Source organism: Pseudoalteromonas sp. Cn5-37, from assembly GCF_021532495.1.
In the GTDB taxonomy this organism is placed as follows: Bacteria; Pseudomonadota; Gammaproteobacteria; order Enterobacterales; family Alteromonadaceae; genus Pseudoalteromonas; species Pseudoalteromonas simplex.
Map to the genome: position 1 here is coordinate 185,486 of NZ_JAKGBA010000003.1, position 25,192 is coordinate 210,677.

At 41.4% G+C, this 25,192-nt stretch carries 26 protein-coding genes; 11 read left to right on the plus strand and 15 right to left on the minus strand.

Going from position 1 to position 25,192, the window contains the following annotated elements; translation table 11 throughout:
* Positions 1–61 precede the first annotated feature (61 nt).
* Positions 62–1,279, plus strand: a complete 1,218-nt coding sequence (locus L1266_RS07420) for a methyl-accepting chemotaxis protein (protein WP_199530295.1) — start codon at positions 62–64, stop codon at positions 1,277–1,279.
* Positions 1,280–1,350: 71 nt separating this feature from the next.
* Positions 1,351–2,484: a tRNA epoxyqueuosine(34) reductase QueG gene (gene queG, locus L1266_RS07425; protein WP_235377232.1), complete on the plus strand. Its 1,134-nt coding sequence runs from the start codon at positions 1,351–1,353 to the stop codon at positions 2,482–2,484.
* Between the two features lie 168 nt (positions 2,485–2,652).
* On the opposite strand, the gene L1266_RS07430 is transcribed toward queG, so the two are convergent.
* The 7 genes from L1266_RS07430 to L1266_RS07460 form a co-directional block, all read right to left on the minus strand.
* The gene (locus tag L1266_RS07430; RefSeq protein WP_235377195.1) at positions 2,653–2,829 is read right to left on the minus strand and encodes a hypothetical protein; all 177 of its coding nucleotides are present in this window, start codon (positions 2,827–2,829) and stop codon (positions 2,653–2,655) included.
* Positions 2,830–3,114: 285 nt separating this feature from the next.
* A complete protein-coding gene (locus L1266_RS07435; protein WP_268842725.1) occupies positions 3,115–4,059 on the minus strand; it encodes an RHS repeat-associated core domain-containing protein in 945 nt (314 codons plus the stop codon).
* 270 nt (positions 4,060–4,329) lie between these two features.
* Positions 4,330–4,899, minus strand: a complete 570-nt coding sequence (locus tag L1266_RS07440) for a PIN domain-containing protein (protein ID WP_235377197.1) — start codon at positions 4,897–4,899, stop codon at positions 4,330–4,332.
* Positions 4,900–5,352 carry a helix-turn-helix domain-containing protein gene (locus L1266_RS07445; RefSeq protein WP_105173580.1) on the minus strand — a complete coding sequence of 151 codons (453 nt, stop codon included), beginning with the start codon at positions 5,350–5,352 and terminating at the stop codon, positions 4,900–4,902.
* Positions 5,353–5,797: 445 nt separating this feature from the next.
* Positions 5,798–6,925 (minus strand): response regulator, encoded by a 1,128-nt coding sequence (locus L1266_RS07450; RefSeq protein ID WP_166338790.1) that lies wholly within the window; start codon positions 6,923–6,925, stop codon positions 5,798–5,800.
* Between the two features lie 19 nt (positions 6,926–6,944).
* On the minus strand, positions 6,945–8,894 hold the full coding sequence (locus L1266_RS07455; RefSeq protein ID WP_235377198.1) for a sensor histidine kinase: 1,950 nt from the start codon (positions 8,892–8,894) through the stop codon (positions 6,945–6,947).
* A 143-nt stretch (positions 8,895–9,037) separates the two neighbouring features.
* On the minus strand, positions 9,038–9,529 hold the full coding sequence (locus tag L1266_RS07460; RefSeq protein WP_235377199.1) for a GNAT family N-acetyltransferase: 492 nt from the start codon (positions 9,527–9,529) through the stop codon (positions 9,038–9,040).
* 75 nt (positions 9,530–9,604) lie between these two features.
* On the opposite strand from L1266_RS07460, the gene L1266_RS07465 reads away from it, so the two are divergent.
* The 6 genes from L1266_RS07465 to L1266_RS07490 all read left to right on the plus strand — a co-directional run bounded on the left by L1266_RS07465 (position 9,605) and on the right by L1266_RS07490 (position 15,018).
* A complete protein-coding gene (locus L1266_RS07465; RefSeq protein WP_235377200.1) occupies positions 9,605–10,180 on the plus strand; it encodes a glutathione peroxidase in 576 nt (191 codons plus the stop codon).
* A 73-nt stretch (positions 10,181–10,253) separates the two neighbouring features.
* Positions 10,254–10,535, plus strand: coding sequence for a peptidylprolyl isomerase (locus tag L1266_RS07470; protein ID WP_054552716.1), 282 nt, complete (start codon positions 10,254–10,256; stop codon positions 10,533–10,535).
* Between the two features lie 60 nt (positions 10,536–10,595).
* Positions 10,596–11,174 carry a glutathione S-transferase family protein gene (locus L1266_RS07475; RefSeq protein WP_194441977.1) on the plus strand — a complete coding sequence of 193 codons (579 nt, stop codon included), beginning with the start codon at positions 10,596–10,598 and terminating at the stop codon, positions 11,172–11,174.
* Between the two features lie 17 nt (positions 11,175–11,191).
* Positions 11,192–11,542 carry a DUF2750 domain-containing protein gene (locus L1266_RS07480; RefSeq protein ID WP_054552718.1) on the plus strand — a complete coding sequence of 117 codons (351 nt, stop codon included), beginning with the start codon at positions 11,192–11,194 and terminating at the stop codon, positions 11,540–11,542.
* Positions 11,543–11,657: 115 nt separating this feature from the next.
* A complete protein-coding gene (locus L1266_RS07485; protein ID WP_062566485.1) occupies positions 11,658–12,335 on the plus strand; it encodes a hypothetical protein in 678 nt (225 codons plus the stop codon).
* 112 nt (positions 12,336–12,447) lie between these two features.
* Positions 12,448–15,018: a M1 family metallopeptidase gene (locus L1266_RS07490; protein WP_235377201.1), complete on the plus strand. Its 2,571-nt coding sequence runs from the start codon at positions 12,448–12,450 to the stop codon at positions 15,016–15,018.
* Positions 15,019–15,057: 39 nt separating this feature from the next.
* Here the strand turns inward: L1266_RS07490 and L1266_RS22250 are convergent, their stop codons facing one another.
* Positions 15,058–15,186 carry a hypothetical protein gene (locus L1266_RS22250; RefSeq protein WP_268795038.1) on the minus strand — a complete coding sequence of 43 codons (129 nt, stop codon included), beginning with the start codon at positions 15,184–15,186 and terminating at the stop codon, positions 15,058–15,060.
* A gap of 1 nt (position 15,187) precedes the next feature.
* Complete coding sequence (locus L1266_RS07495) at positions 15,188–16,057, minus strand: hypothetical protein (RefSeq protein ID WP_235377202.1); 870 nt, start codon at positions 16,055–16,057, stop codon at positions 15,188–15,190.
* 230 nt (positions 16,058–16,287) lie between these two features.
* On the opposite strand from L1266_RS07495, the gene L1266_RS07500 reads away from it, so the two are divergent.
* From L1266_RS07500 to yjjG, 3 genes are read left to right on the plus strand one after another with little or no spacing between them, the layout of a single operon-like run.
* Positions 16,288–17,187, plus strand: coding sequence for a phosphoribulokinase (locus L1266_RS07500; RefSeq protein ID WP_054552722.1), 900 nt, complete (start codon positions 16,288–16,290; stop codon positions 17,185–17,187).
* A gap of 49 nt (positions 17,188–17,236) precedes the next feature.
* Positions 17,237–17,776, plus strand: a complete 540-nt coding sequence (gene yjjX / locus L1266_RS07505; RefSeq protein ID WP_138598845.1) for an inosine/xanthosine triphosphatase — start codon at positions 17,237–17,239, stop codon at positions 17,774–17,776.
* An 11-nt stretch (positions 17,777–17,787) separates the two neighbouring features.
* The gene (gene yjjG / locus L1266_RS07510) at positions 17,788–18,462 is read left to right on the plus strand and encodes a pyrimidine 5'-nucleotidase (RefSeq protein ID WP_054561044.1); all 675 of its coding nucleotides are present in this window, start codon (positions 17,788–17,790) and stop codon (positions 18,460–18,462) included.
* A 71-nt stretch (positions 18,463–18,533) separates the two neighbouring features.
* Here the strand turns inward: yjjG and lpxC are convergent, their stop codons facing one another.
* The 6 genes from lpxC to murC all read right to left on the minus strand — a co-directional run bounded on the left by lpxC (position 18,534) and on the right by murC (position 25,182).
* Complete coding sequence (lpxC, locus tag L1266_RS07515) at positions 18,534–19,445, minus strand: UDP-3-O-acyl-N-acetylglucosamine deacetylase (protein WP_036971181.1); 912 nt, start codon at positions 19,443–19,445, stop codon at positions 18,534–18,536.
* Between the two features lie 104 nt (positions 19,446–19,549).
* Positions 19,550–20,797, minus strand: a complete 1,248-nt coding sequence (gene ftsZ, locus L1266_RS07520; RefSeq protein WP_054552725.1) for a cell division protein FtsZ — start codon at positions 20,795–20,797, stop codon at positions 19,550–19,552.
* A 21-nt stretch (positions 20,798–20,818) separates the two neighbouring features.
* The gene (ftsA, locus tag L1266_RS07525) at positions 20,819–22,051 is read right to left on the minus strand and encodes a cell division protein FtsA (protein ID WP_054552726.1); all 1,233 of its coding nucleotides are present in this window, start codon (positions 22,049–22,051) and stop codon (positions 20,819–20,821) included.
* Entirely contained in the window at positions 22,048–22,827 is a 780-nt protein-coding gene (locus L1266_RS07530; protein ID WP_054552727.1) for a cell division protein FtsQ/DivIB, read from the minus strand. Before L1266_RS07530 ends, ftsA begins: the two co-directional genes overlap by 4 nt.
* 1 nt (position 22,828) lies before the next feature.
* Entirely contained in the window at positions 22,829–23,749 is a 921-nt protein-coding gene (locus L1266_RS07535; RefSeq protein ID WP_138598841.1) for a D-alanine--D-alanine ligase, read from the minus strand.
* Positions 23,746–25,182, minus strand: coding sequence for a UDP-N-acetylmuramate--L-alanine ligase (gene murC / locus L1266_RS07540; RefSeq protein ID WP_206004079.1), 1,437 nt, complete (start codon positions 25,180–25,182; stop codon positions 23,746–23,748). The genes L1266_RS07535 and murC overlap by 4 nt, the downstream gene beginning before the upstream one ends.
* Between the last annotated feature and the right edge of the window lie 10 nt (positions 25,183–25,192).

Sequence of the window (25,192 nt, forward strand, 5' to 3'; positions counted from 1 at the left end):
TTGAATTATGTGACATTGAATAATAAAAAATTACGCCAAAATGAATCAACACAACACCTTAATGAGTAGCTATATGCGCATTTATAATTTTATCGAACAAACATTCTTTTACACTCTTACACGTAAGATTGTCGGTAATTTAGGTTTTGTGTTTGCGTTTCAAGCTACTACTTTAATCTGGCTTTATAGCAGCCTGTCAGAGCAACAAGTTGGCATGGGACTATTTTGGTTAATGACCTTTGTTATCATCGCGAGCTTTATTTTTACTATTTTCTACATGCGCTTTTTAATTGTGCGCCCAGTGCAAGCAATGCGCGATACACTTGAGCAAATCAACCGTCATGATGCAGATTTATCTGCCAAGTTACCGCATTTTACCTACGATGAATTTCGTGATTTAAGTGAGCAGTACAATACCTTTACAGTTCATTTAGCAAATCTATTAGCCACCACATACCAAAGTGCACAAGCCAGTGCAGATAGTAGTTCAAAGATGACTCATTCAATGCAGCAAACCGCAGAAATGAGCCACCAGCAAATCAAGTTTAGCCAAACCATTACTGATTCGAGTAACCAAATAACTTCAAGCCTTGAGAATATCTCAGCGAACACTGATAGCGTGCACCATGTTAATAGTGAGCACTTAAACTTTGTAAAACACTCAGCCACTGAGTTATCAGCATTAGTTAAAAAGGTCGCGATGATTAGCCAAATTTTGGGTAACTTCTCAGCAACTGTGTCTGGCCTAAAAGAAAACAGCGAGAACATTCGCGCCATTTTAAAAATGGTAGAAGAGTTTTCTGACCAAACCAATTTACTTGCACTGAATGCTGCAATTGAAGCGGCACGTGCAGGTGAAGCTGGCCGAGGCTTTGCCGTGGTTGCCGATGAAGTTAGATCACTATCGGTTAAAGTAAACGACGCAACCCGCCAAATAACCGATTTTATTAATCAAATGAATAGTCTGGTTAGCGAAACCAATAAAGAATCTGAGCAACTAATTAACCACTCGAGTGAAGCTGAAACAGCGATTAGCAATACCTCTACAGGCTTTAGTAATATGCTTAGCGAATTTGAGCAAAACCAACAACAACTACAGCAGATTGTTAGTGCGGTGCATTTACTAGAGCAAACTCAAACCCACACTCATCAAACTGTTGAGCAAATAGTTGCTCTGGGTGAGCAAGCAAAACAGCAGATTGATGAATCACTCGCTGACTGCCAACAATCACACAAACTGAGCCAACAAACCCAAGAGCAATTAAAACGCTTTGTGTAATCGGCTTTTAACTGCTGCTCTGAGTCAAACTATGTTAAAGTAGCCGCTTCTTGGCTACTTTTTTATTGACCGTGACAACACCCGCTATTGATTATGAACAACTCGCACTGCAAATAAAGCAATGGGGTAAAGACCTTGGCTTTGCAGAAGTCGGGATCACTGATATTGACCTAACGAAACATGAAGCTCAACTGCAGCGCTGGTTAGATTTAGGCTATCACGGTGAAATGGAATACATGGCAGCCCATGGAATGAAGCGAGCGCGCCCCGCAGAGCTGGTACCTGGCACGCAGCGAGTCATCTCAGTAAAAATGAACTACCTACCGCCTGATGCAAGCTTTGCTAAGAACCTCAAACAAACAGATAAAGCGTACATCAGTCGCTATGCATTAGGTCGTGACTATCATAAATTAATTCGCAACCGCCTAAAAAAATTAGGCCAACAAATAGAGCAGCATATAGGCCAGCTAGGTTTTCGTCCTTTTGTTGACTCAGCCCCCGTGCTTGAAAGACAACTAGCCGAAAAAGCAGGCTTAGGCTGGCGTGGTAAAAACAGTTTGCTAATCAATAAAGAAGCGGGCTCTTGGTTTTTCTTAGGTGAGCTGTTTGTTGATATCCCCCTGCCTATTGATGAAGAAAATAGCTTTGAGGGCTGTGGTAAATGCGTTGCCTGTATGACACTGTGTCCAACTGGTGCGATTGTCGAGCCTTATGTAGTCGATGCCCGTAAATGTATCTCTTACCTTACTATTGAATTGCAAGGCGCTATTCCTGAAGAGTATCGCCCACTGTTAGGTAATCGCGTTTATGGCTGTGATGACTGCCAATTAGTTTGCCCGTGGAATCGCTATGGTCAGTTAACCGATGAAGCTGACTTTCATCCAAGAAAACAACTTAAAGATCAAGACTTACTGACCTTATTTGCTTGGGATGAGGCAACCTTTCTTAAAAATACTGAAGGCAGCCCTATACGCCGCATTGGTCACGAGCGCTGGTTAAGGAACCTCGCTGTCGGATTAGGTAACGCTGATTACAATGAGCAGATAATTGAGGCTTTAGTGCAAAGATTAACAACCGCTAGCGCTTTGGTCGCTGAGCATATTGAATGGGCGCTTGATCAGCAAAAAAATAAGCGCCAGTTAAAGCTTCGTAAAACTGCGCGCTTAATTCGCATTGTTGAAAAAGGCCTACCCAGAGATGCTTGATAGCTTAAATCAAGACAATTTGAGCCAGCGCCACTAATTAGTGGCACTGACATATTTTGCACAGTCCGCCGTTAGCAAGTGCTCAGTTCTGCTGGGGTTGACTGCGCACTAAAAGCTTTTTTTGTTCAGCAATAAACAGGAAATGGGTTAGGCGCGACCCTATTTTTCTCATTCATTACGATAAATGATAAGTGCATCAAGCTCTTTTCTTAGCTTCCTCAACATAGGGTCTGAATTCTCTTCATCTAAAACAACTCCTTTTTTACCGTCGATGTCGAAATACTGGCAGAACTCCTGATTCTCTGTAACCGGACTACTAATTTTATGGCTTGTACTTCTTATCACATTATTCCGTATCCGATCGTATTCAGCCTTTGTGATAGAGGTCGTCTTTTTCGCTAGTTTACTTCCTGCACTAACAATAACGTATTCACCATTAACCTCTCCAATGAACAGATATGATTCAAATACCCAACCAGAAAAGTTATTCTGATAGTGGAAAACATACTCTTTTGATTTTGCTGTTAATGATTTATCCAACTTAACAATCAATGGAACCTTGCTTTCTTTTGGGGTACATGTAAGGTTCGTCGTTAAGATAGCAACATTAGGCTTGATGTTAACGTTTTTTTAGCGTAATGGAATTTCATATGTTTTCCCTGGTCTCCTGTAAGTATTTCGCTGGTAGCCATATTTTAACTCTTTCCGAATACGATTTGTGAATCTGACGGCGTATGTCTCTCGCGCAGGCAGCCCCTCAACTGGTTTACCGAGATTCATAGCCTTGCCACCTGACAATCTATCCCAGACATGATGTAATTCATGAGCAAACACCATCCCAGGGTTTGCTCGTATTTCTTGCTTACCCAGGGTAGTCCCGATGAATTGAGGCCATTTTGAACTATATGACAAAAACACATCAAACCCTTCTATATCATCGCCTATCCCTACGCGGATACTTTCAGTTATTAGTAAGGAGCCTTTTGTTCGAGCGATTCCCCTTAGCATCATCTTGCCAGTTGTGAGCTCACCCAGTGCCGAGAACATACCTGCAACCTCAGCTTTGAATTCGTCAGAACCTTCTATGGAGTAATTGAGTGTGTACCCTTTGCCTTTGTAACTAGCTTCTGTGTAATCTCCATCCTTCTTCACCTCACCCTTGGAGGAAGGTGTGCTGCCTCCGAATCCACTATTTTCTACATTGGTACTATTATTACCTTTTGCAGTTGTCGATGGTGAACCAATATCTGCGGTTTCTACTGATGACGATTGAGCAGAACTTTGCTGCTGCGCTCCATTACTTGAGTTAGAAGAACTAGATGTATTTCCACTTCGCTGATTTTGTTTTCTGAATTGATCTTCAATTGGCTTATCCCAACAGCTAAGTGGACCACCACAATCAGGACGAATGCCTGACACGTCAATGGACTCATACCCTGTCGGGTCAGTACCGCTGAGCGGATTATTCATTATGTACGAATAAGGGTTAATACTCTGGCTATTCGTTGGGCTTTGAATAACGGGGTCTACAGACATAAAACGCCCAAGGTTATAATCGTACACCCGACCGTTCATATGAATTAATCGGCCTAACTTGACGCATTGTTTTAAAGAGCTTTTATAACTTTGAGAGTACAGCAATAAGGTAAAGTGTTAAATCACTTTTATGGGGCTAGAAATAACAAAGGCTCCAACAAGGGAGCCTTCGCCAAGTATAACTTGGAGCCAGAACATCATTACCGGACTCAGCCTCGACCTAAAATTAGGTTATGTGGTGTCATACTAAACAGTATGTCTGCTACACCATACCCGCATGATTGCCATTAGTGATAACTATGTCAACCATTACAGCATCATTTCATATTGGCGTAACTTTGAAACAAGTGTGGGCAACTTTTGCTTTTGTAGAGAGTTTAAATACTCATCTACTGACATTGGTGGATTTTTCAATGAGCGCCTTTGTCTTTGTGCAGCCAACAATGCTCGGCTTGGATCCAATTCAAACATGTCAGACAAAAACACATCTGGATGTATAGCTGACAGCCCAAGTGGTGCTAGTTTTTCATCTGGAAAGTCTTTTAAGTTAAATGTCACAATCCCTTCAGCTTGCCCTTTAATTGCAGCGGCAACAACATGGCGATCATCTTGATCGGGTAATTCGATTCCAGCTATAAATGGCTCATAACCTTCAACAACACAATCAGGCACATGGCGATTCATTAACTCCCGTGTGCGTTGTAATTTCTCTTCAGAGATGTATGGTTGCTTTTTTAACAAATTTCGCGTCCATTCGTCGTGAATTTGCTCTGTCCATTTCGCCCGATACAAACCTGTTTGCGCCAAATACAGTAAATAACTTCGAAGTGGCGCTGGATACATCACACATGCATCCAGAATTACGGTGTAAGTTGTCATTTAATATCCTAAATTCAACTCCTGATCGAGTGCTGATAATTCATCAAGAGTCGCAAGTCGCTGTTCATCAAGCTGACGTTTGTATTGCATCACATCAACAAACGCGACCTTTCTACGATTGCCAGTTCTTGCATAAGGCAAGTCACCAGAATCAAGTAGTTTGATAAACGTGGGTCGTGACATATTTAGCATATCCGCCGCTTCTTGCGTGGTTAACTCAGCATGTATCGGTGTGATATTAACACTGTTCCCTTGGCCAAGTTGAGTCAGCACTTCAATCATTAATTTAACGGCACTAGCAGGTAATTGAACAGAGTGAGTTTCACCATCTTTACCTACCACACTAAAATTTTGTACATCACCATTCGCTTCCAGCACGGCTGAAAGTTCTTGGCTGCTTAATTTAGCCAAGGCGATTTCTTCGGCACTTGGCAATGACTGTACGTTCAACATTACTTTGGTCTCATTTGTCTGTTTGTCATTGTAAATAATTGAGCTTTATTATGTGCAAACCTAATCAGTGAGATTGATTAAAATTTAGCACAACGTAATTATCCGAAATATTCGCAAACATGTCAACTTTCGAAATATTCGAAAACCTGTCCTTGGGTCATAACTCATCGCTGTGCCGCAGGGTGAGTGTTGTTATACACTTCTTGCAATTTGACCAAGCTCATATGCACATACACTTGTGTGGTTGATAAATCGGCGTGACCTAATTTAATAAAATTTAATTTGAAAAATAGCAGTAAAATAAAGCAAGTACTTCGAGCTCTTAAAGGTAAAAATCAACGTTGTGTTATGCTTAACTTTCAGAGCCCGTTTTTGAGAAACCACCTGTAGAAATGATCTGTTCAGTGTTTAATCTTTTAACTGAGCAACCTCGAAATAAGTAGTGCTACTGCTTTAATAATTGCGATAAATCATTTTCAATCTCTTTGAATGCCGCTTTTACTCCCTGAACTGACTCTTCACGTGCAACAGAGTTTTGGATGGTTTCGTCGACCTTTTGATAGATAAAAACCTCTTGGTCCTCATCTAAGCCCATGGTTGGTATACGTCGTTCTAAGTCTTCTTGAAGCTGCTTAAATACAGCCTCGTTATTTACACGATTTTCATTTAGAAGTTCGATGAGTCCCGAAAACTTGCTGTGAACTTTACCTACAGCATCATTAAGTTGTTGCTGTTGTCTGAGCAATTCTTTTTTTGTGATGATCGCTTTAAGCTGCTGTTCTGTAACACTGACTAAAAAGCAAATATGATCCCGAATTCGGCCATGCTTATCAGGGTCTTGGTCTGGCATATTTAAGATTAGTAAGCTGATCATTTCGTAATTGACTAAAATTCGATTCGAAAATTCATGGAGTCGGCCTTTATTTTTGAGCATTTCAAATAACTCAATAACGATTGGCGAACACATGCCCGAAATTGAAAAGTGCTCAATGCCAGACTCTAAGCGAAACTCAACATTGCTTTGTAAATCAAATGAGCTTAGACAGTTAAGCAGAGCTTTACCCAGCTCTTGCTCATCTTCAATAGCACCTATATGCTCGATATAGTTGACTATTTGCCCCATTTCACTGCTGTTCGCCATGGCATTAAATGCTGTTGAAGTCGCATCTTCAACTTGTTGCTCTAGCGATTCTTTTTCTATCAATACTTGATGTAAGTGCTGCAGTTTAAGCTTTAATTCTTCATGCCCGAATGGTTTAACTATATAGTCCTCAGCTCCGACTGAATAGCCTTCCATACGCTCTTCAACCGTTCCTCTTGCTGAAACAAACATAACGATGATTTTCTCGGTATTTGGATTCTCTTTTAGTTTTCGACAAACATCATAACCACTCATTTGTGGCATACTCACATCAAGCAGAATAACCTGAGGATCAAACTCTTCAACTACTGCCAAACACTCTGGACCGCTACTGACCATTTTCAGTTCAAAGTCGAGCTCTTCAAGAATCTCTTCAATTATTTCTAAGTTAAATGGTTCATCATCGACGGCTAAAATTCTCTTTAAGGCCATGTCTAACACTTCCGTTTTATTAATTTAACTTTACAGATCTATCTTCACTCGCTAAGTGTTGAGGTAGATCTATCCTCAATGGAAGCTTTACTAAAATAGTTGCACCTCCATATTCATTATTTCTTGCCGTAATCGTTCCTTGATGTAAGGCTACAAATTCACGACAAATAGCTAAACCAAGTCCTGTACCTCCAGCACCACTATTGGTTTTACTACTTTGCTCAAACTTCGCAAAAATTTTCTCAAGTTCAGACTCTGGAATTCCTATACCACGATCTATTACTGATATTTCAGCCATTTCATTATTCATAGCTAGCTGAATATCTATCTCACTGGCTGGCTCACTAAATTTAAGTGCATTACCAAGCAAGTTGCGCATTATTTGGTTTATCTGCTCTTCGTCACAATCGAGCAAAATACTTTTCTCAAAGCCAATTAAACGAATAGCAATATTTCTCTCAAGAGCAGTCCCTGAGACATCATCAATACTGGTTTTTATAATACTGCTAAGGTTATGTTTTTGCGGATTAAAGGGAAATTTACCAACATCCAGTTTTGAAAGATCAAGCAAATTATTAAGCAGTGACAATAAGCGCTCACCACTTTGTTCTATACGCGATAAATACTTATTTAACTTGTCTTTACTCAGATCATTGTTGGCAACTTTATCAAGTCCAAAACGAGCAAAACTTAAGATTGAATGCATTGGCGTTCTGAGTTCATGAGACATATTCGCTAAAAATTCAGACTTACTTAAGTTTGCAGCTTCAGCCACATCTTTTGCGTGCTCTAGTTGAGCTGTTCGCGCTTTTACCTCTTCTTCAAGCAAATCTTTTGCTTCAAGTAGCAAATCTTCCTTTTCTTTTAAGTGTGTAACGTTTTTAAAGATCCCCGCTAACGCAATCTCGCCGTGATGATCTATTTCATTAAACGATCCCACTAATGGAATATCATTGCCATCTTTTTTAAGCATTCTTAGATCACAGCTAAATTGGCGGTTTTTACTTAGCGTCGTAATTTTTTCTTTAATACGTGTTATTGAAGGCGCATCAAAAAAATCAAATACCGAACAGCTTTCAAATTCATGGTGCTGTTTATCAAATAATTGTTCACAGGCATCGTTAGTTTCGATTACCTTTCCGCATCGTTCAAATAAAATAATAGCGTCGGGAGTATGCTTAAAAATAACTCTTAATAAACTGTCCTTTTCTATAAGCGCATCAACGGTACTCTGAAGTCTTTCAACAAGTTCTGAATTATGACGTTTGAGAAGCTCTGTTTGCCATAGTTTATGAACTGATTGCAATAAACCATTATCATCAATCGGTTTGATCAAAACATCTTCAACACCCTGACGAATGGCAGCAACCATGGAAACTTGATCAGGCTTTGAGGTATACAATAAACAACGACTTTCAGGCTGCAACGACTTCAGCTTTATAAACAATTCAAGCCCTGTTCCATCTTCAAAAGTAAAATCACTAATCAATAAATCAATTGCATGCTCATGAATTAACTCCATTGCAAAGCTCATGTTATCAGCGGTGATGGTTTTGATATGCGCGCCCTTTAAGTTTTGCGCTATTTTTTGTAACCGGTCGGGACAATGATCAACGAGCAATACAGTAGGAAGTTTGAGAATATTGTCGCTGTCTAATTCTAATATTCCCTCTAGAAGCGTGCTTATCTCTTTATTTGCGAAAAAAGGATATATAACAACGGCGTTAGGTAAGAGACGGTTAATTTCACTAAAATGTTCAAGTAAGTCACTGCGTTGTGCTTTCGGTGCGAGTAATAAGAAATGCTCTTGAGAAAAGTCATTCATTAGTTCTTCAATGATACTTGTTGGCACCCCATGTGAAGCAGCAACGAGATCATATTGCTGTTTTAGAACGGTATCATCTATCATTGAAAAGTGTAATAGCTCAACTTCGCAACCGATAAGCTCGAGTAGAACTTTTACACGCATCGCAAGTACACTATTACTATCAACTATTAATATTTTTCGCACCGTAAATAAGACTCACTATAAAAACTGACCTTTTTAGCGTAGTCTAAAAATCTTTTACCGCACAATTTACACCGTATTTTTTTACTAGTTTTTTAAGAAGGTTAAGGTTGCAAGTGCTTACCCAAAATTGTCAAGCCATAAGCTTTATCATCCATAATTGCAATTTCTGGAAGCTCTCCCCAAACCTTGTATTCAAAGCGATTAAACAGTTTTATACTGGGTAGGTTGTGGCTGAATATAAAAGCTAATAACACCTTGATATCAAGTGTTTTTGCATGCTGTTCTGAAAATATAAGCAGTTGCTTTCCTAGCCCTTGCCCTTGAGCCTGCTGGGTGATGTAAATACTAATCTCAACCGTGCCATCGTAAGCTGGGCGGCCATAAAAAGACTTATAACTTAACCAAGCAATTACTTTACCTTGTTGCTCAAAAACAAAGATAGGTCTTTTTTCTGTATGGCTATCAAACCAAGCTTGTTTATCTGCCACCGACACCTCTTCGGTATCTGCGGTAACCATACGCCCAGGGATGGTCTCGTTATAAATCGCGACTATATCAGTTAAATCGTTTTGTGTTGCTTTGCGAATCGTCATAAATAGCTGAAATTAAATGATCACTTTGCTGCATATTAGCGTATATTCATCACAAATAACTAGCGGGAAATAACTATGTATAAATATGCTTTGTTACTTGCAGCAGGCCTAATAACAACCAACCTTGCAGCACAAACCACAGAGGCGGTACCAACAGCTAAAGCAAGCAGCCAATGTGATGATTTTACCAATGTCACAATGAGAAAGTTGCGTTCAAAAGAGTCTATTAATTTTTGTGAATTCAAAGACAAACCACTGCTCATTGTGAATACCGCTAGTAATTGTGGTTTTACCGGCCAGTTTGAAGGCTTAGAAGCCATTCATAAAGAATATAAAGACCAAGGCTTGGTCGTATTAGGGTTTCCATCAGATGACTTTTTCCAAGAAGAAGACGATGAAAAAGACACGGCAAAAGTATGTTTCATCAATTATGGCGTAACCTTTAATATGCTGGCTACCAGTGCCGTTCGCGGTAGCGATGCAAACCCAATATTCAAACACCTAAATGAAGCAACCAGCTCACCTAACTGGAACTTTTACAAATATTTAGTGTCTGCAGATCGTACGACAGTGCAGCGCTTTAATAGTAAAACTAAGCCACAATCGCAAACTTTACGCGATGCAATTGAAGCTGAGCTGATTGCAAAATAAATTTAATTTTTCGTTCGGTAAATATTGAACTAAACTAGTGATTTAATACTAAAACACACATTAGGGAGATGTTATGGCAGTAGCCAGTGCAAGACACATTCTCGTAGACAGTGAAGCTCACTGTTTGGATTTAAAGCAGCAAATTGAGCAAGGAGCTGACTTTGCAGAGCTTGCTCGTGCTCATTCTAATTGCCCATCAGGTCAAGATGGTGGTGCATTAGGTGAGTTTGGCCCTGGCATGATGGTTCCAGAGTTCGACAAAGTCGTTTTCTCTGCACCAATAAACCAAGTACAAGGCCCAGTGCAGACCCAGTTTGGTTATCATCTTCTAGAAGTAACAAGCCGTACTGACTAATTTACAAATCGATTTCAAAAAGCCGCTTCATAGCGGCTTTTTTTTGCGAAGGATCTCAAAATGAAACTTTTAGGCTCGACCACCTCACCTTTTGTGCGCCGTATTCGGATTTGGGCTGCACTTAATAACCTAGCTATTGATTTTATTAATTTGGATATTTTCTCTGAGCAAGACAGACAAACCATGATTGCTCATAACCCTGCCAGAAAAATTCCTGTATTAATCGACCATGATTTTACCTTATGTGATTCCAACTCCATTATTCGCTATCTGCTCGAAAAAGCAGATCAGCCATTACTTAGCTGGCAGCAAGAGAACTACTTAACCATTATCAATGCCTGCAATGATTCACTGGTAGAAATTTTACTTTGTCAGCGTTCAGGGTTTGATACCAGCAGCGATAAACTATTTTTTAATTTACAGAATGAACGAATTGTTGAAACATTAGCCTATTTAAATACTCATTTATCGGAGCCAGTATTTAAAAGCTGTGAATACCTCAACATCAGTTTATACTGCTTGCTAGATTGGATCCGCTTCCGCGAATTAACTGATTTTAGCCAACTAAATAACTTAGTTGATTTTTATCATAAATTCGCCGATAAAGCGGCAGTACAACAAACAGATCCACGAAAATAAAGATAAGGGTTACGCAAATGAGCGATATCGAAATTGAATCAGAATTAGTTAGCTTTGTAGAAAAAGTTCGTTTGAACGAATCTATGTGGGCACTCGGTGCCGAAGATGGTGGTTTTGTTGTCTGTGAATCAAACCAATTTAGCGACACAGATGTGTTATTACTTTGGGGTACTGAAGACGCTGCAAAAGCACAATGTAAAGATGAGTGGCAAGACTATACCCCTGTTGAAATTGGCCTAGACGAATTTCTTGATGAGTGGGTTGAAGACCTTAACGAAGATGATGCGCTTGTTGGTTTAAACTGGAACGATGATCAAGTATGCGTTGAAATCGAACCGGTTGGTTTAGCTAAAGCTCTTTGCGATTAATAGCAATCCTTAAGCTTATAACGACACGGCCGTATTTATGGCAGTGTCGTTAAGCTGGAAACTTGATACTTATCAGGTATACTCTTCAACACATCTTTATTATCAAGGTATTAGGTTGAAGTCCCATCTTGGTCGTAGGCCCTTTTCGGCCATGGAATTACATACCCTGTATAATGGTTACATTTATGGTGATCAGCGTTTAGCACGTGAACAAGCTAAGCATTGGCACTTTTGGCTGCCTTTGTTTGCCTATTACACCGGTGCCTACAGCGATGAAATTGGCCATTTAACCCTTGATAATATTGTCACCCTTGATGGAATTCGCTGCTTTGATTTTCATACACATGGCAAGATAAAACCTCGCTATGTACCTATCCACAATGCATTACTCGATGCAGGACTTGACCAATACTTAGGCTATTTAAATGAACAAAATCAGCAACGACTGATGTTTGATTTACCCGCTAAATCTGGTCGCTACAGCGAAAAAGTACGTATTTGGTTTTCGGGTGAAGGTGAACGCGCTGGTTATTTACAAAAGTGCGCTATTCCTACTGTTGATCAGCAAGGTATGAAAACCGCGATAAGCAGTTTACGGCTCAACTTTGAACAACAAGTGCGAATTCATGCACTGCAAGCCAACTGCAAAGATGCCTTTAACTACTTGCTTGGTTTTAAAGATTTCAACGAGCAACGCTTTGCTGATATGCAGTTATTAAATACCGTGCTGCAAAACATACGACAAATAAACCCGCAACTGCATTGGCAGCGTTTCATTGACCGCCATAATTAACTGACAAACTTTGTTACTAACTATTTATTACTGTTCAAATTAAAACCTGATAGCATGGTGATTCGCCCCTCATAGCAGGTGCCTTTCTAACAACAAAAAATCAGGGATACTTATGTTCTTAAAAAGCCTATTAACGGTGAGTGTTGCACTTGCTGTTAGCTCTGCCCATGCCAATGAATATGTTATCGAAAAGCTTGCCAAGCCTAGCTCACAACAAGTAGAACTTACGCTTGATCCTGCCAAAGACAATTTTTCTGGTCATACCGAAATTGCTTTAGAGGTTCTAAAAGCAACCAATTATATCGAATTAAACGGTATTGATTATGCAGTTAGCATGGCGAAAATTTTAGGTGCAGAAAACTGTGACCTAAGTGCTGAAATGCTAAAAACAGGCAAAGTTAAATTCGCTTGTGAAGAAAAAATTCAGCCAGGTAAATACACTTTAAAAGTTGATTTTACCGCACCTTATAATCGCCAAAGTGTTGGTTTATATAAAACTTTAGATCAAGGTACGCCTTATCTTTTCACGCAATTTGAAATGAGCGATGCGCGTCGTGCATTCCCCGTTTTTGACGAGCCAAGTTATAAAATTCCATTTCAGCTAACTATCACAGCGCCAACATCACAAAAAGTGTATGCCAATACACCGGTTTTAAAAACCAAAGTTGATGGCGATATGACAACGCACTTTTTTGACAAAACACCACCGATTCCTTCTTACTTAGTCGCTATGGCTGTTGGCCCGTTTGAAGAGCTTGAAATTAAAGGCATGCCAATCCCTGGCCGCGTATTGACTCCACAAGGTAAAATTCACCTTGCTGATTACGCAAAAGAAAATATGCCGCGTGTGTTAAAAGCCCTAGAAGATTATTTTGGCATTCCTTACGTATACAAAAAGCTAGACTCAGTGGCAGTGCCAGAGTTTCCATTTGGCGCAATGGAAAACGCAGGCCTAGTGACTTACCGTGAAGACATTTTACTAGTAGACCTAGCAACAGCAACGCGCAGCAAAAAAGAGCGCAATGTATCAATCATTGCCCATGAGTTAGCTCACCAGTGGTACGGTAACCTAGTGACTATGAAGTGGTGGAATGATTTATGGTTAAACGAAGCATTCGCAAGTTGGATGGCAGCGAAAATCACTGCACAAATCAACCCTGAATTTGAGTCGCACTTAGACTTACCACAAAACTATGTGATGGCACTGGATGCGCGTTTAAGTACTAAACCTATTCGTAAACCAATCAAAACTGAAGCTGATATCATGGATGGCCTTGGCCTTGCCTACAGTAAAGGTAGCGCGGTTTTATCTATGGTTGAAAACTGGATTGGCGAAGAGGCATTCCAGCAAGGTATTCGTGCTTACTTGAAAAAATTCTCGTATAAAAATGCAGAAGCTGCTGATCTATGGCAAGCACTAGGCGAAGCGTCTAATAAAGATGTGGCAAGTGTTCTTAAATCGTTTATCGAACAATCATCTTTCCCACTTATCAAAGTAACGCAAGATGGTAAGAAAATTAATATCAGCCAAAGCCGCTTTGTAAATGCTGGCGTTGATGCACCAGCACAACTGTGGAATGTTCCGGTTGCAATTAAGTATGGTGCGGGCGACAAAGTTAAAACCGCAAGTTTACTGCTGAATAAAGAAACACAGCATCTAACTCTCGACTTTGAACCTGAGTGGATTTACCCAGATCAAGGTGCCATGGGTTATTACCGCTGGGTATTAAATGATGCACAGTTTAATGCCCTGTTAGAGAACGCTGCTGACAAGCTAACGGTACGTGAGCGCTTAGCGCTACTTTCTGCGGTTGATTCATTACTTGATGCAGGTGTTATCTCTGCGGCTCACTTAATGCAAACGTTAGAAGCCTTTGTGAGTGATGCTCACCCATTAGTAGCAAACACAGCATTGGGTTACCTTGCTTCTCAAAAACGCGTATTCGAAGACGACAGTAACCGTGACCTATGGCCTAAGTTTATTCGAAACAGCATTGCTCCTGCCGCTAAGCAATATGGTTTAACAGCAAAAGCAGGTGAAGACGCGGCGGTATCGCAATTACGTGCGCAAGTTGTTGCTCGTTTAGGCTTCGATGGCCATGACCAAAAAGTCATTGATACAGCAAAAGCACAAGCGGCACTGTACTTAAACAACCCTGAAAATGTTGACCCATATTTAGCCTCAACTTACTTAAACCTTGCGGCTTACCATGGCGATGCAAAGTTACTTGAAAAGTACAAGCAAACCTTTAAAACCACCAAAGATCCACAAGTGCGTACTAAGATGCTGGCAGCGATGGGTTACTTTGGTAAACCTGAGTTACAAAAAGCGGTTCTAGAATACAGCTTAACAGATAACGTAACAGCCTCTGATATGCGTACGTTATTAGGTGGTTTAGGCTATGGTAAAGAGCGTGAAGCACTGTTTATTGAGTGGATTTACAACAATTACGATGCCATCACTAAGAACTTACCACCGTTCTTTGTACCAAATTTACCATTCTTCACAACGGCAAGCTGCGATGCGAAAAGCCTAGAGAAAACCAAAACCTTCTTCAACGATAAAATCACTGAAGTACCAGGTTATGCACGCTCTCTTAGTAAGCTTGAAGAAAGCATCAATGATTGTATTGCACTGAAAAACCGTGAATTAAACTCAGTGAATAGCTTCCTTAAGCGCTAATTAAAGCAAATACGAAAAGGGCCACAATGTGGCCCTTTTTTATTGCGCTAAAATAGCAGTTAATTTAGTTATAAATTGCTCAGCCGCTTCAGGTGAGGTGACTTTAAATGCAATACCATAATGAATGGGCTGTGCACTTTTATAAATGCGAGTTGGAAAACGGGTCATTTCACTTATTACATACAAATGCCAGTTTGCTCTGTTTGTAATTTAAACGCGAGATTGAGCCTTCACAAAAGCGTCTTAAATCAAGCCACTGTGATACCACTTCAGGCTCAGTCAAACTGCGCTTATGAACTCGGTTATTAACCGCATAAGCCACAGTGTCTTTATCAATTAAAGCAAAGTCTTGCACCGACTCAGGTAATCTAAATAAATCACTCACTTCCTCAGTTTGCGGCGCAAAGCGTGCAACCCAATGTTGGTTGTTTTTGTTATAACTAAATAAATAACTGTTTGTGTGTTTATCAAAAATTAAAGTTCGGCCAATATCACCGGCAATGACACGCGGTTTAGCCGCAGCAACACGAGTGTATTGCAATGTATGCGGCTCACCTAAGATAAACATGATCAGGTCTTCATCAGCGCCCCACGCATGGTAGCCAACAGGCTCAATCCATTCAAAAATTCGGCTCGCGGCAGGCTCTTCTGCTAATGGATACTGCCATAACTTTTGCTTACCATCTGCTTCGACCACGATTGCCGACAAGGCTTGCTGATTTGGCATTAGCGTTGGCGAGTATTCACTGACAGGAGTGTTGGTGATATTCACACTGCTCTTAGATGCAAAGTCATAAAACGCAATATCGGTTTGTGACTGGCCATTTTCGCCAACAACTTCATGGGTGTAGTAAAGCCCAGTATCAACTAAAAATGGTTGATTATTATAAGTTTTATCATCGGTTACTCGCGACACCTGCATACCATATGGGGTGTCTAAGTCGGCAAGTAATATTTCGCTTTTAGGCATCGCTGCATGTGCGTGACTGGTAAACAATGTCCCTGCTGCGACGAAAAGTAAAGACGAAATCAATTTCATGTTGTTCTCTCGTTTTAATTTTTATCAGCCCATGATAGCGTTAATTAATCCGCCAGTCACTTGACCTTACCATGCTCGACCTTTATAACTAGGACGTGTTCGTTTTTTATCGGTTTCTACTGATTGATTTTATGCACGATAATACCAATCGAGTTATGCCACTGACCATTTAACACACTAGAATGGTTAAATTTTTAAGCCGACTGGTATCAACAATAACGAGAATAATTATGTCAGCTAAACACCCTATCATCGCTATTACCGGTTCATCTGGGGCGGGAACTACCACAACCACCAATGCAATTAAGCACATTTTTAGAAGCTTAAGCATTGATGCAGCCTTCATCGAAGGCGATAGCTTTCATCGTTATACTCGCCCTGAAATGGATAAAAAAATCCGTGAAGCACAACAAGAAGGTAAGCACATTAGCTACTTTGGCCGAGAAGCTAATGATTTTGGTGCCCTTGAAGAGCTTTTTTACCAATATGGCGAAACCGGCCAAGGTAAAATCAGACGTTACTTACATACTTTCGACGAAGCGGTGCCTTATAACCAACTTCCAGGAACTTTTACCCCTTGGCAAGATTTAGAATCAAATACAGATATCTTATTCTATGAAGGTCTTCATGGTGGTGCTGTCGATGAGAATCATGATGTTGCTAAGCATGTCGATTTATTGATTGGCATGGTGCCAATTATCAACCTTGAGTGGATCCAAAAACTCATTCGCGACACCTCTGAACGAGGCCATTCGCGAGAAGCGGTAATGGGCTCTATTGTGCGTTCAATGGATGACTACATTAACCACATTACCCCGCAGTTTTCACGTACTCATATCAACTTCCAGCGAGTGCCGACGGTTGATACCTCAAACCCATTCAGCGCAAAAGATATTCCTTCTTTAGACGAAAGCTTTGTTGTGATTCGTTTTCGTGGCATAGATGACGTCGATTTTCCGTACTATTTGAGCATGATTGAAGGCAGCTTTATGTCTCGTATCAATACGCTTGTGGTACCTGGAGGCAAAATGGGCTTAGCAATGGAGCTTGTGCTAACGCCGTTGATCAAAGATATTATTTTGAAAAAGCGCGCCCTTGAAAATTTAGCCCCGGTTGACTTGCCGATTTAACTCACTCGGGTACACTGCTGACTCTGGTGAAAACAATGGAGTCGTCGCCTTGAAACAAACATTACGTGTTATTGTTGGTTCAAAGAACCCCGTTAAAATTAACGCGGCTAAACATGTCTTTAGTCTTTATTTCCCACATCATACCATTGAGTGCAAAGGTGAAGATGCACCTTCTGGCGTACCTGATCAGCCACTAGGTGAAGATGAAACCCGTATCGGCGCTGAAAATCGCGTTAAGTATTGCCAAGATCACTTTGACGCCGATTTTTATACAGCAATGGAAGGTGGCGCAGAACAATTTAGTTATGGCGCTGCAACCTTTGCCTTTGTAGTGATTGCAAACAAGCAGCAATTTAGCGTGGGTCGCAGTAGCAACCTACCGTTACCGCAACCTTTTTACGATGCCTTGCTAGCTGGTAAAGAACTAGGTGATGTCATGGATGAGGCATTCAATACCGTTAATATCAAACAACAAGGTGGTGCTATTGGCTTATTAACCAATCATCTTGCCACGCGCGAAAGTACTTATGTACAAGCACTGACATTGGCCATGGCGCCATTTTCACACCCTACCCTATTCAACCAGTAATTAGGATAACCATGAAGTATAGCCACGTATTATTCGATGCCGATGAAACGCTATTTAGCTTTAATGCATTTGAAGGTTTAAAAGTGATGTTTGCACATTACGGCGTAGAATTTACTGAGTCAGATTATCATCATTACCAAGCAACCAATAAGCCGCTTTGGGTTGCTTATCAAAAGCATGAAATTACCGCCAGCGAGCTACAGATAACTCGCTTTACAGAATGGGCTAATAGACTCGATGTGCCAGCAAAAGAGCTTAACGATGGCTTCTTGGATGCTATGGCCTCTATTTGTGTGCCATTACCTGGTGCAGTTGACTTGCTTACAAAGTTAAAACCACACGCCAAGCTAGGCATTATTACCAATGGGTTTGCTAAGTTACAACAAAAACGCCTAGAGCACACCGGTTTACAGGATATGTTCGATTGGCTGGTTATTTCAGAGTTAGTCGGTAAAGCAAAACCTGCCCCAGAGATTTTTCAACATACATTTCAATTAATGGGCAATCCACCAAAAGAGCAGATTTTAATGGTAGGCGATACAGCTGCCAGTGATATTTTAGGTGGTCACAATGTGGGTATCGACACGTGTTGGTTACAACACCCAGGAGTTGAGCTACCTGAAGATATTAAACCAACTTATCAAATCAATCAGTTGGTCGAGCTTGAAGCTATTCTAGGCTTATAATTCTTGATAATAGTTTGGCAAAAAAAATGACGCTTAAAGCGTCATTTTTTATAACTGTAATATGCTTGCGATTAAGCTGTCGCTACTTCTAAGCCTGGTGCTGGCATAGTCACTGGGGTATCGAAAGTTGCCCATTCCCATGCTGACTCAGTCGCCATAATTTTACGAAGTAGTTTATTGTTTAAATCATGGCCTGATTTATAAGCCGTGATTTTACCTAGAATGTTGTGGCCAGTCATAAACATATCGCCCACACAGTCTAAGATCTTGTGTTTAACAAACTCATCGCTATAACGTAAGCCGTTTGGATTTAGTACTTTAAACTCATCCAATACAACTGCGTTATCCATGCTACCACCTAATGCTAGGTTGTTAGCGTGCATATACTCGATATCTTTCATAAAGCCGAAAGTACGTGCGCGGCTGATTTCTTCAGTGAAGCTTTGTGCCGTGATATCTAAACCGATACGTTGGCGGCTTTCATTGATTGCTGGGTGATCAAACGCAATTTCAAAATCGATGTGGAAACCATCGTATGGTTCGATCTCAGCCCATTTATCGCCTTCTTCAATACGTACTTTTTCTTTAATACGAATAAAGCGCTTAGCTGCATTTACTTCTTTAATGCCGCCTTTTTGTAACAAATAGATGAATGGTAATGCACTACCATCCATGATTGGTACTTCTGAGCTGTCTAATTCAACAATTAGATTATCAATACCCATTGCCGCTACCGCCGCAATAAGGTGCTCAGTCGTTGATAAACGAACACCATCTTTGTTTGTCAAACAGGTACACAGTTGCGTATCACCAACGGCTTCTGGTGTTGTTTCAAAATCAACAACCGGATCAAGGTCTACGCGACGAAATACTATCCCAGTATTTGCGCTCGCAGGTCGGAGAGTAATAGTGACCTTCTCACCTTTATGAAGTCCAATTCCTATGGCTTTGACTACTTCTGCAATCGTACGCTGTTTAATCATAGGTTCGCTCACTTATAGTTACAGTTAGACGGCGAATTGTATCATAAATACATTCAACTGCCAATTTGTTTATTTATCGAACAAAATTACCAACAAAAACTGTCTTAGTCAGCTTGCTTTCTTAGGAAAGCTGGAATGTCGAAGTAATCGCCACCCTCTGATTTATCAGACTTTTTGCTGCTCTCAGTGCTGCTAGATACTGAGCTGCTCGTTGTACTTTGTTGTACGGGCTCTTGCTTTTCAGACGCAGATGACATGCTTACATCATCACCGCTGCCTTGACTTGCAAAGCTTGGCACATACATGCTGCTAGTTGTTTGGTTCATTGAGCTTTGTACATCAGAACCTGATGCTTTTTTAAAGCCATTATCCACAATACCAAACTGTGGACGACGATCGCCGCCTAAACCTGTTGCAACAACCGTTACACGTAACTCGTCGCTCATTTCAGGGTCAATTACCGCACCCACAACCACTGTTGCGTTTTCTGACGCAAGTGCTTTAACGTGGTTACCAACAATTTCAAATTCTTCAATCGCAATATCCATACCTGCCGTGATATTAACTAAGATACCTTTAGCACCTGTTAAATCGACATCTTCAAGTAGTGGGCTTGAGATAGCCGCTTCTGCAGCTTCTTGCGCACGGTCAGGGCCAGACGCAGATGCTGTGCCCATCATCGCAGTACCCATCGCTGACATAACTGTACGTACGTCGGCGAAATCCACGTTGATTAGACCAGAACGTGTAATTAGCTCTGCAATACCTTGTACCGCACCAAATAACACGTCATTCGCTTTTGCGAAGGCATCTAATAGTGTAGTGCCTTTGCCTAAAACTTTAAGCAATTTATTGTTCGGAATTGTAATAAGTGAGTCTACAGTTTCTGACAATTCATTAATGCCTTGTTCAGCAGCTGCAGCACGCTTTTTACCTTCAAAGTCAAACGGGCGCGTTACTACAGCAACCGTTAAAATGCCTAACTCTTTAGCAATTTTAGCAACCACTGGCGCAGCACCTGTACCCGTACCACCGCCCATACCAGCTGCGATAAATACCATGTCAGCACCTTCAAGGCTGGCACGGATAGTCTCAGCGTCTTCTTCAGCAGAGTTACGACCCACTTCCGGGTTAGCACCTGCACCTAGACCAGAGGTGATTTGTGTACCTAGCTGCACTGTTACATCAGCAGATGAATTACGTAATGCTTGTGCATCCGTATTCGCAGCAATGAAACGTACACCTTCAATTTGTTGTTTTACCATGTGCTCAACCGCGTTACCGCCGCCACCGCCCACGCCAATTACTTTAATGACAGCTTCTTCGCTGTGCTGTTCCATCATATCAAACATGTTTACTCTCCGACTTGAGTCTTAAAACTCACCTTGGAACCATTTAGTAATACGGTTCCACCAATTATTATCACCTTCTGCTTTCGACTTTTGTGCATTCATCGATTGCATTGTACGGCCGTATTGTAACAAACCAACCGCGGTCGCGTACGAAGGATCATCTACATAATCTGTCAAACCAACAATCCCGATTGGTTTGCCAATTCTGACCGGCATTTGGAAAATGTCTTCTGCCACTTCCATTGCACCCGTCATTTTTGCTGTTCCGCCAGTAATGACGAGACCTGCAGCAATTTGGTCTTCAAAACCTGAGCGGCGGATTTCTTCCATCGCCAACTCGAATAATTCTCTAAAACGAGGCTCAACAACCTCAGCTAAGGTATGGCGCGACATAATACGCGCTGGTCGGCCACCTACACTCGGTACTTCAATAGTGTCTTCGTTGCTTGCCATTTGGCTACTCGCACACGCATATTGTACTTTGAGTGACTCGGCATGTGATATAGGCGTTCTAAATATTTTTGCAATATCACCAGTCACTTGGTTACCGGCTACAGGAATAACGGCTGAGTGGCGAAGCGCACCATTAATATAAATGGTGATATCCATGGTACCGCCACCAATATCTAACACGGCTACACCCAGTTCTTTTTCGTCATCTGTAAGTACTGAGTAACATGATGCCAGTGCCGTGAAGATCAACTGATCGACTTCAAGGCCACAACGCTCAACACATTTCTCGATATTCTTTGCCATATCGTTTGAGCAAGTAATGATGTGCGCGCGAGCTTCCATACGTACACCGCTCATGCCAAGTGGGTTTTTAATCCCTTCTTGCATATCGATGCTGTACTCTTGTGGCAATGCATGGAGCATTTTTCGTTCTGCCGAAATAGGCACTGAACGCGCAATGTGGATGACATTTTCAATATCTTCGTCTGTCACTTCCGTGTTGTTAATTGCCACTACACCGCTTTCATTTTGGCACTGGATATGTTTTCCAGAAATCCCTAAATAAACAGAGCTAATACGGCAATCAGCCATTAGCTCAGCTTCATCTATAGCTCGACGAATCGATTCAGAAACAAGGTTAAGGTCGTTAACGCCGCCTTTATCCATACCATGCGATACTTGGCTGCCAACACCCACAATGCTTAGTTTGTTATCTGCGGTGATTTCACCAACGGTGGCCACAACTTTCGATGTGCCAACGTCTAATCCAATCACTAGGTTTCTTTCTGCTGACTTGGTCATGCCTTACTCTTATTTTCTAATTGTTCTTCTTGCACTGGCTTCCAGCTCACTGCAAGACCGGTATCATACCGTAAATCAACAACATCGATTTGTGCATCTGCACGTTGTTCCATGCGCGGATACACGTCAATAAAACGCTGTACACGCTTTGCTTTTTCTTTGCGGCCTAAGTTCAGGCGAATGCCGTTATCAAGCCATAACTGCCACGAAAAGCGCTCAGAAAGCGCTAAACTAGTCAGCTCTAAGTTATTCACTTTGAGCATTTCTTGAAATTGACTAAATGCTGTCCACGCCTCAATCTCACTGCCTTCAGGGCCGTATAATTGTGGCAAGCTTGTGGGTAATTTATCACTACTTGCTTGGAACACTTCGCCTGCTTGGTTTAACAGCATATCACTGTTCCAATGAGCTACAGCTTGATGTTCAACAACATATACTTGCAGGGTATCTGGCCATTGCTTTCTGACTGATGCCGTTGCCACCCACGGCAAGCTTTGTACTAAGCGTTGCACATGTTTTACGTCTAATTCAAAAAAACTCGATAAGTCGGCTTTTTTTATTGCACCAATAATTGCTTTTTCATCAGTATATTGGGGCTGTCCAAGTACTGATAAATGCTTTATTTGTGCGTCTTTGTTTTCTACCAACCAATCTGAGACGCCTGTCGTGATTTTTACTAATGCAAAAATCACGACTAGAAAAAAGCTCACACCAAAAATCAACGACCAATTTAGTTGTTGTTTTAATTGTTGCGCTTTTTCTAAAAAAGGATGCATATTAAAGGGTTTGCTCCAAAATGCGAACAACTAATTGCTCAAAGCTTGCACCATTCGCTTTCGCTGCCATGGGCACTAAAGACTTTTCTGTCATGCCTGGTACCGTATTTACTTCTAATAAGTAAAAGTTACCTTGCTGATCACGCATCGCATCAACACGCCCCCAACCACTTGCACCCACTAAATCAAATGCTTTTAATGCCATATCTTGCAACAATTCAGTTTCTTGCGCAGATATATCTGCAGGGCAATGATACTGAGTTGTATTCGATTGATACTTAGCTTGATAGTCATAAAAGCCATTTGGCGTCGTCATCTCAATGACAGGCTGAACATCTTGCCCAAGTACAGCAACAGTAAATTCACGGCCAGTGATCCATTGCTCAACAAGCACTTGGCTATCAAACTTAAATGCAGCGTTAAGCGCCGCATCGAGTTGCTCAGCGCTGCTTGCTTCTGCCATACCAATGCTTGAGCCTTCATGTGACGGTTTTACCATCACTTTGCCAAACTCATTAATAATCGCTTGGCTATCAAACTCATGGCGGCTATCAACAACAGTGTAAGGTGCTGTGCTTAGCCCCATTGCTTTAAATAAGTGCTTACAACGCACTTTATCCATCGCAAGCGCAGAACCTAAAACGTCACTGCCAGTATATGGGATACCCATAAATTCAAGTGCACCTTGAATAGTGCCATCTTCGCCACCACGACCATGCAGAGCAATAAACACACGTTCAATGTTTAGCTCTTTTAATTGCCATAGCGGCTGATCTTTCGGATCAAAAGCAATGGCATCAACGCCAGCACTTTGCAAAGCATTCAATACAGCTTGGCCTGATTTAAGAGAGACTTCTCGTTCGGCAGATGTGCCACCAAAAAGTACCGCTACTTTGCCAAATTTGTCACTTAACTGGCTCATACGTTTACCTGCTTTAGTTGTTCAATAGACAACTCGGTTGCTGCTAACTTTTTCACTAACTGGCCAATGTTACCAGCGCCTTGTGTTAAAACTAAATCATTATCTTGCAGTGTACTGGCAAGAACACCAGCAAGCTCGGAGCTGTTGGCAATATGTAATGGTTCTTTACCACGCTGGCGTAAACTACGACATAAACTCTTGCTGTCGGCCCCCACAATTGGCTCTTCACCCGCTGAGTACACATCAAGGAGTAATAACTGATCAACATCAGCCAGTACTTTGACAAAGTCTTCGTATAAATCACGGGTTCGACTATAACGGTGCGGCTGATAAATCATCACTAAACGTTTATCTGGCCACCCTTCACGAACCGCCGCAATTGTTGCTGCAACTTCTGATGGGTGATGACCATAATCATCAACTAACATCACATTACCGCGTTCATTCTCAAAGCTTCCATAATGCTGAAAACGACGGCCTACGCCTTCAAATTTTGTCAGCGCTTCTAAAATTGCATGGTTAGCTATGTTTTGATCTTTAGCCACCGCAATCGCAGCTGTCGCGTTAAGCGCATTGTGCTTACCCGGCATATTAAGCGTAACGGCTAGGCTTTCACCTTGCTTATTTACAACATTAAATGAACAAGTATTCGCTGTTTGGCTAAAATCAACCATGCGGTAATCAGCTTCTGCCGACTCACCATAGGTAATCACAGGGCGTCCAAAGCGAGGGATCAACTCCGCTGCAACCTCAGAATCAATACACACGACAGCTAAACCATAAAACGGTAAGTTATGAATGAAATCAACATACGTGTCTTTCATTTTTTCTAAGCTACCGCCGTATGTATCCATGTGATCTTCTTCAATATTCGTGATCACCGACACCATAGGCTGTAAGTGTAAGAATGACGCATCACTCTCATCAGCTTCTGCAATTAAAAAGTCGCTTTTACCGACCTTGGCATTACTTCCAGCGCTGTTTAACAAGCCACCAATAATAAAGGTTGGATCAAGGCCTGCTTGTGCATAAATACTTGCTATTAAACTGGTTGTTGTTGTTTTACCATGAGTGCCCGCTACAGCAATACCGTGGCGAAAGCGCATTAATTCTGCCAACATTTCGGCGCGGCGAACAATTGGAATACGTGCCGCTTTTGCTGCTTTAATCTCAGGGTTTTGCTCGTTAATCGCACTTGATACCACGACAACGCTGGCATCTTTTACATTGTTTTCATCATGACCAATAAATACTTCTGCACCCACTTGTATTAAGCGCTCAGTCATCGCACTGTGCGCAATGTCTGAACCTGTGATGCGGTAGCCTTCAAAAGCAAGTACTTCGGCAATACCACCCATGCCTGCACCACCAATACCCACAAAGTGGATGGTGTCGATACGACGCATCGCAGGACGAGTGTTGTTTTCTTTCATCGTGCTTTCT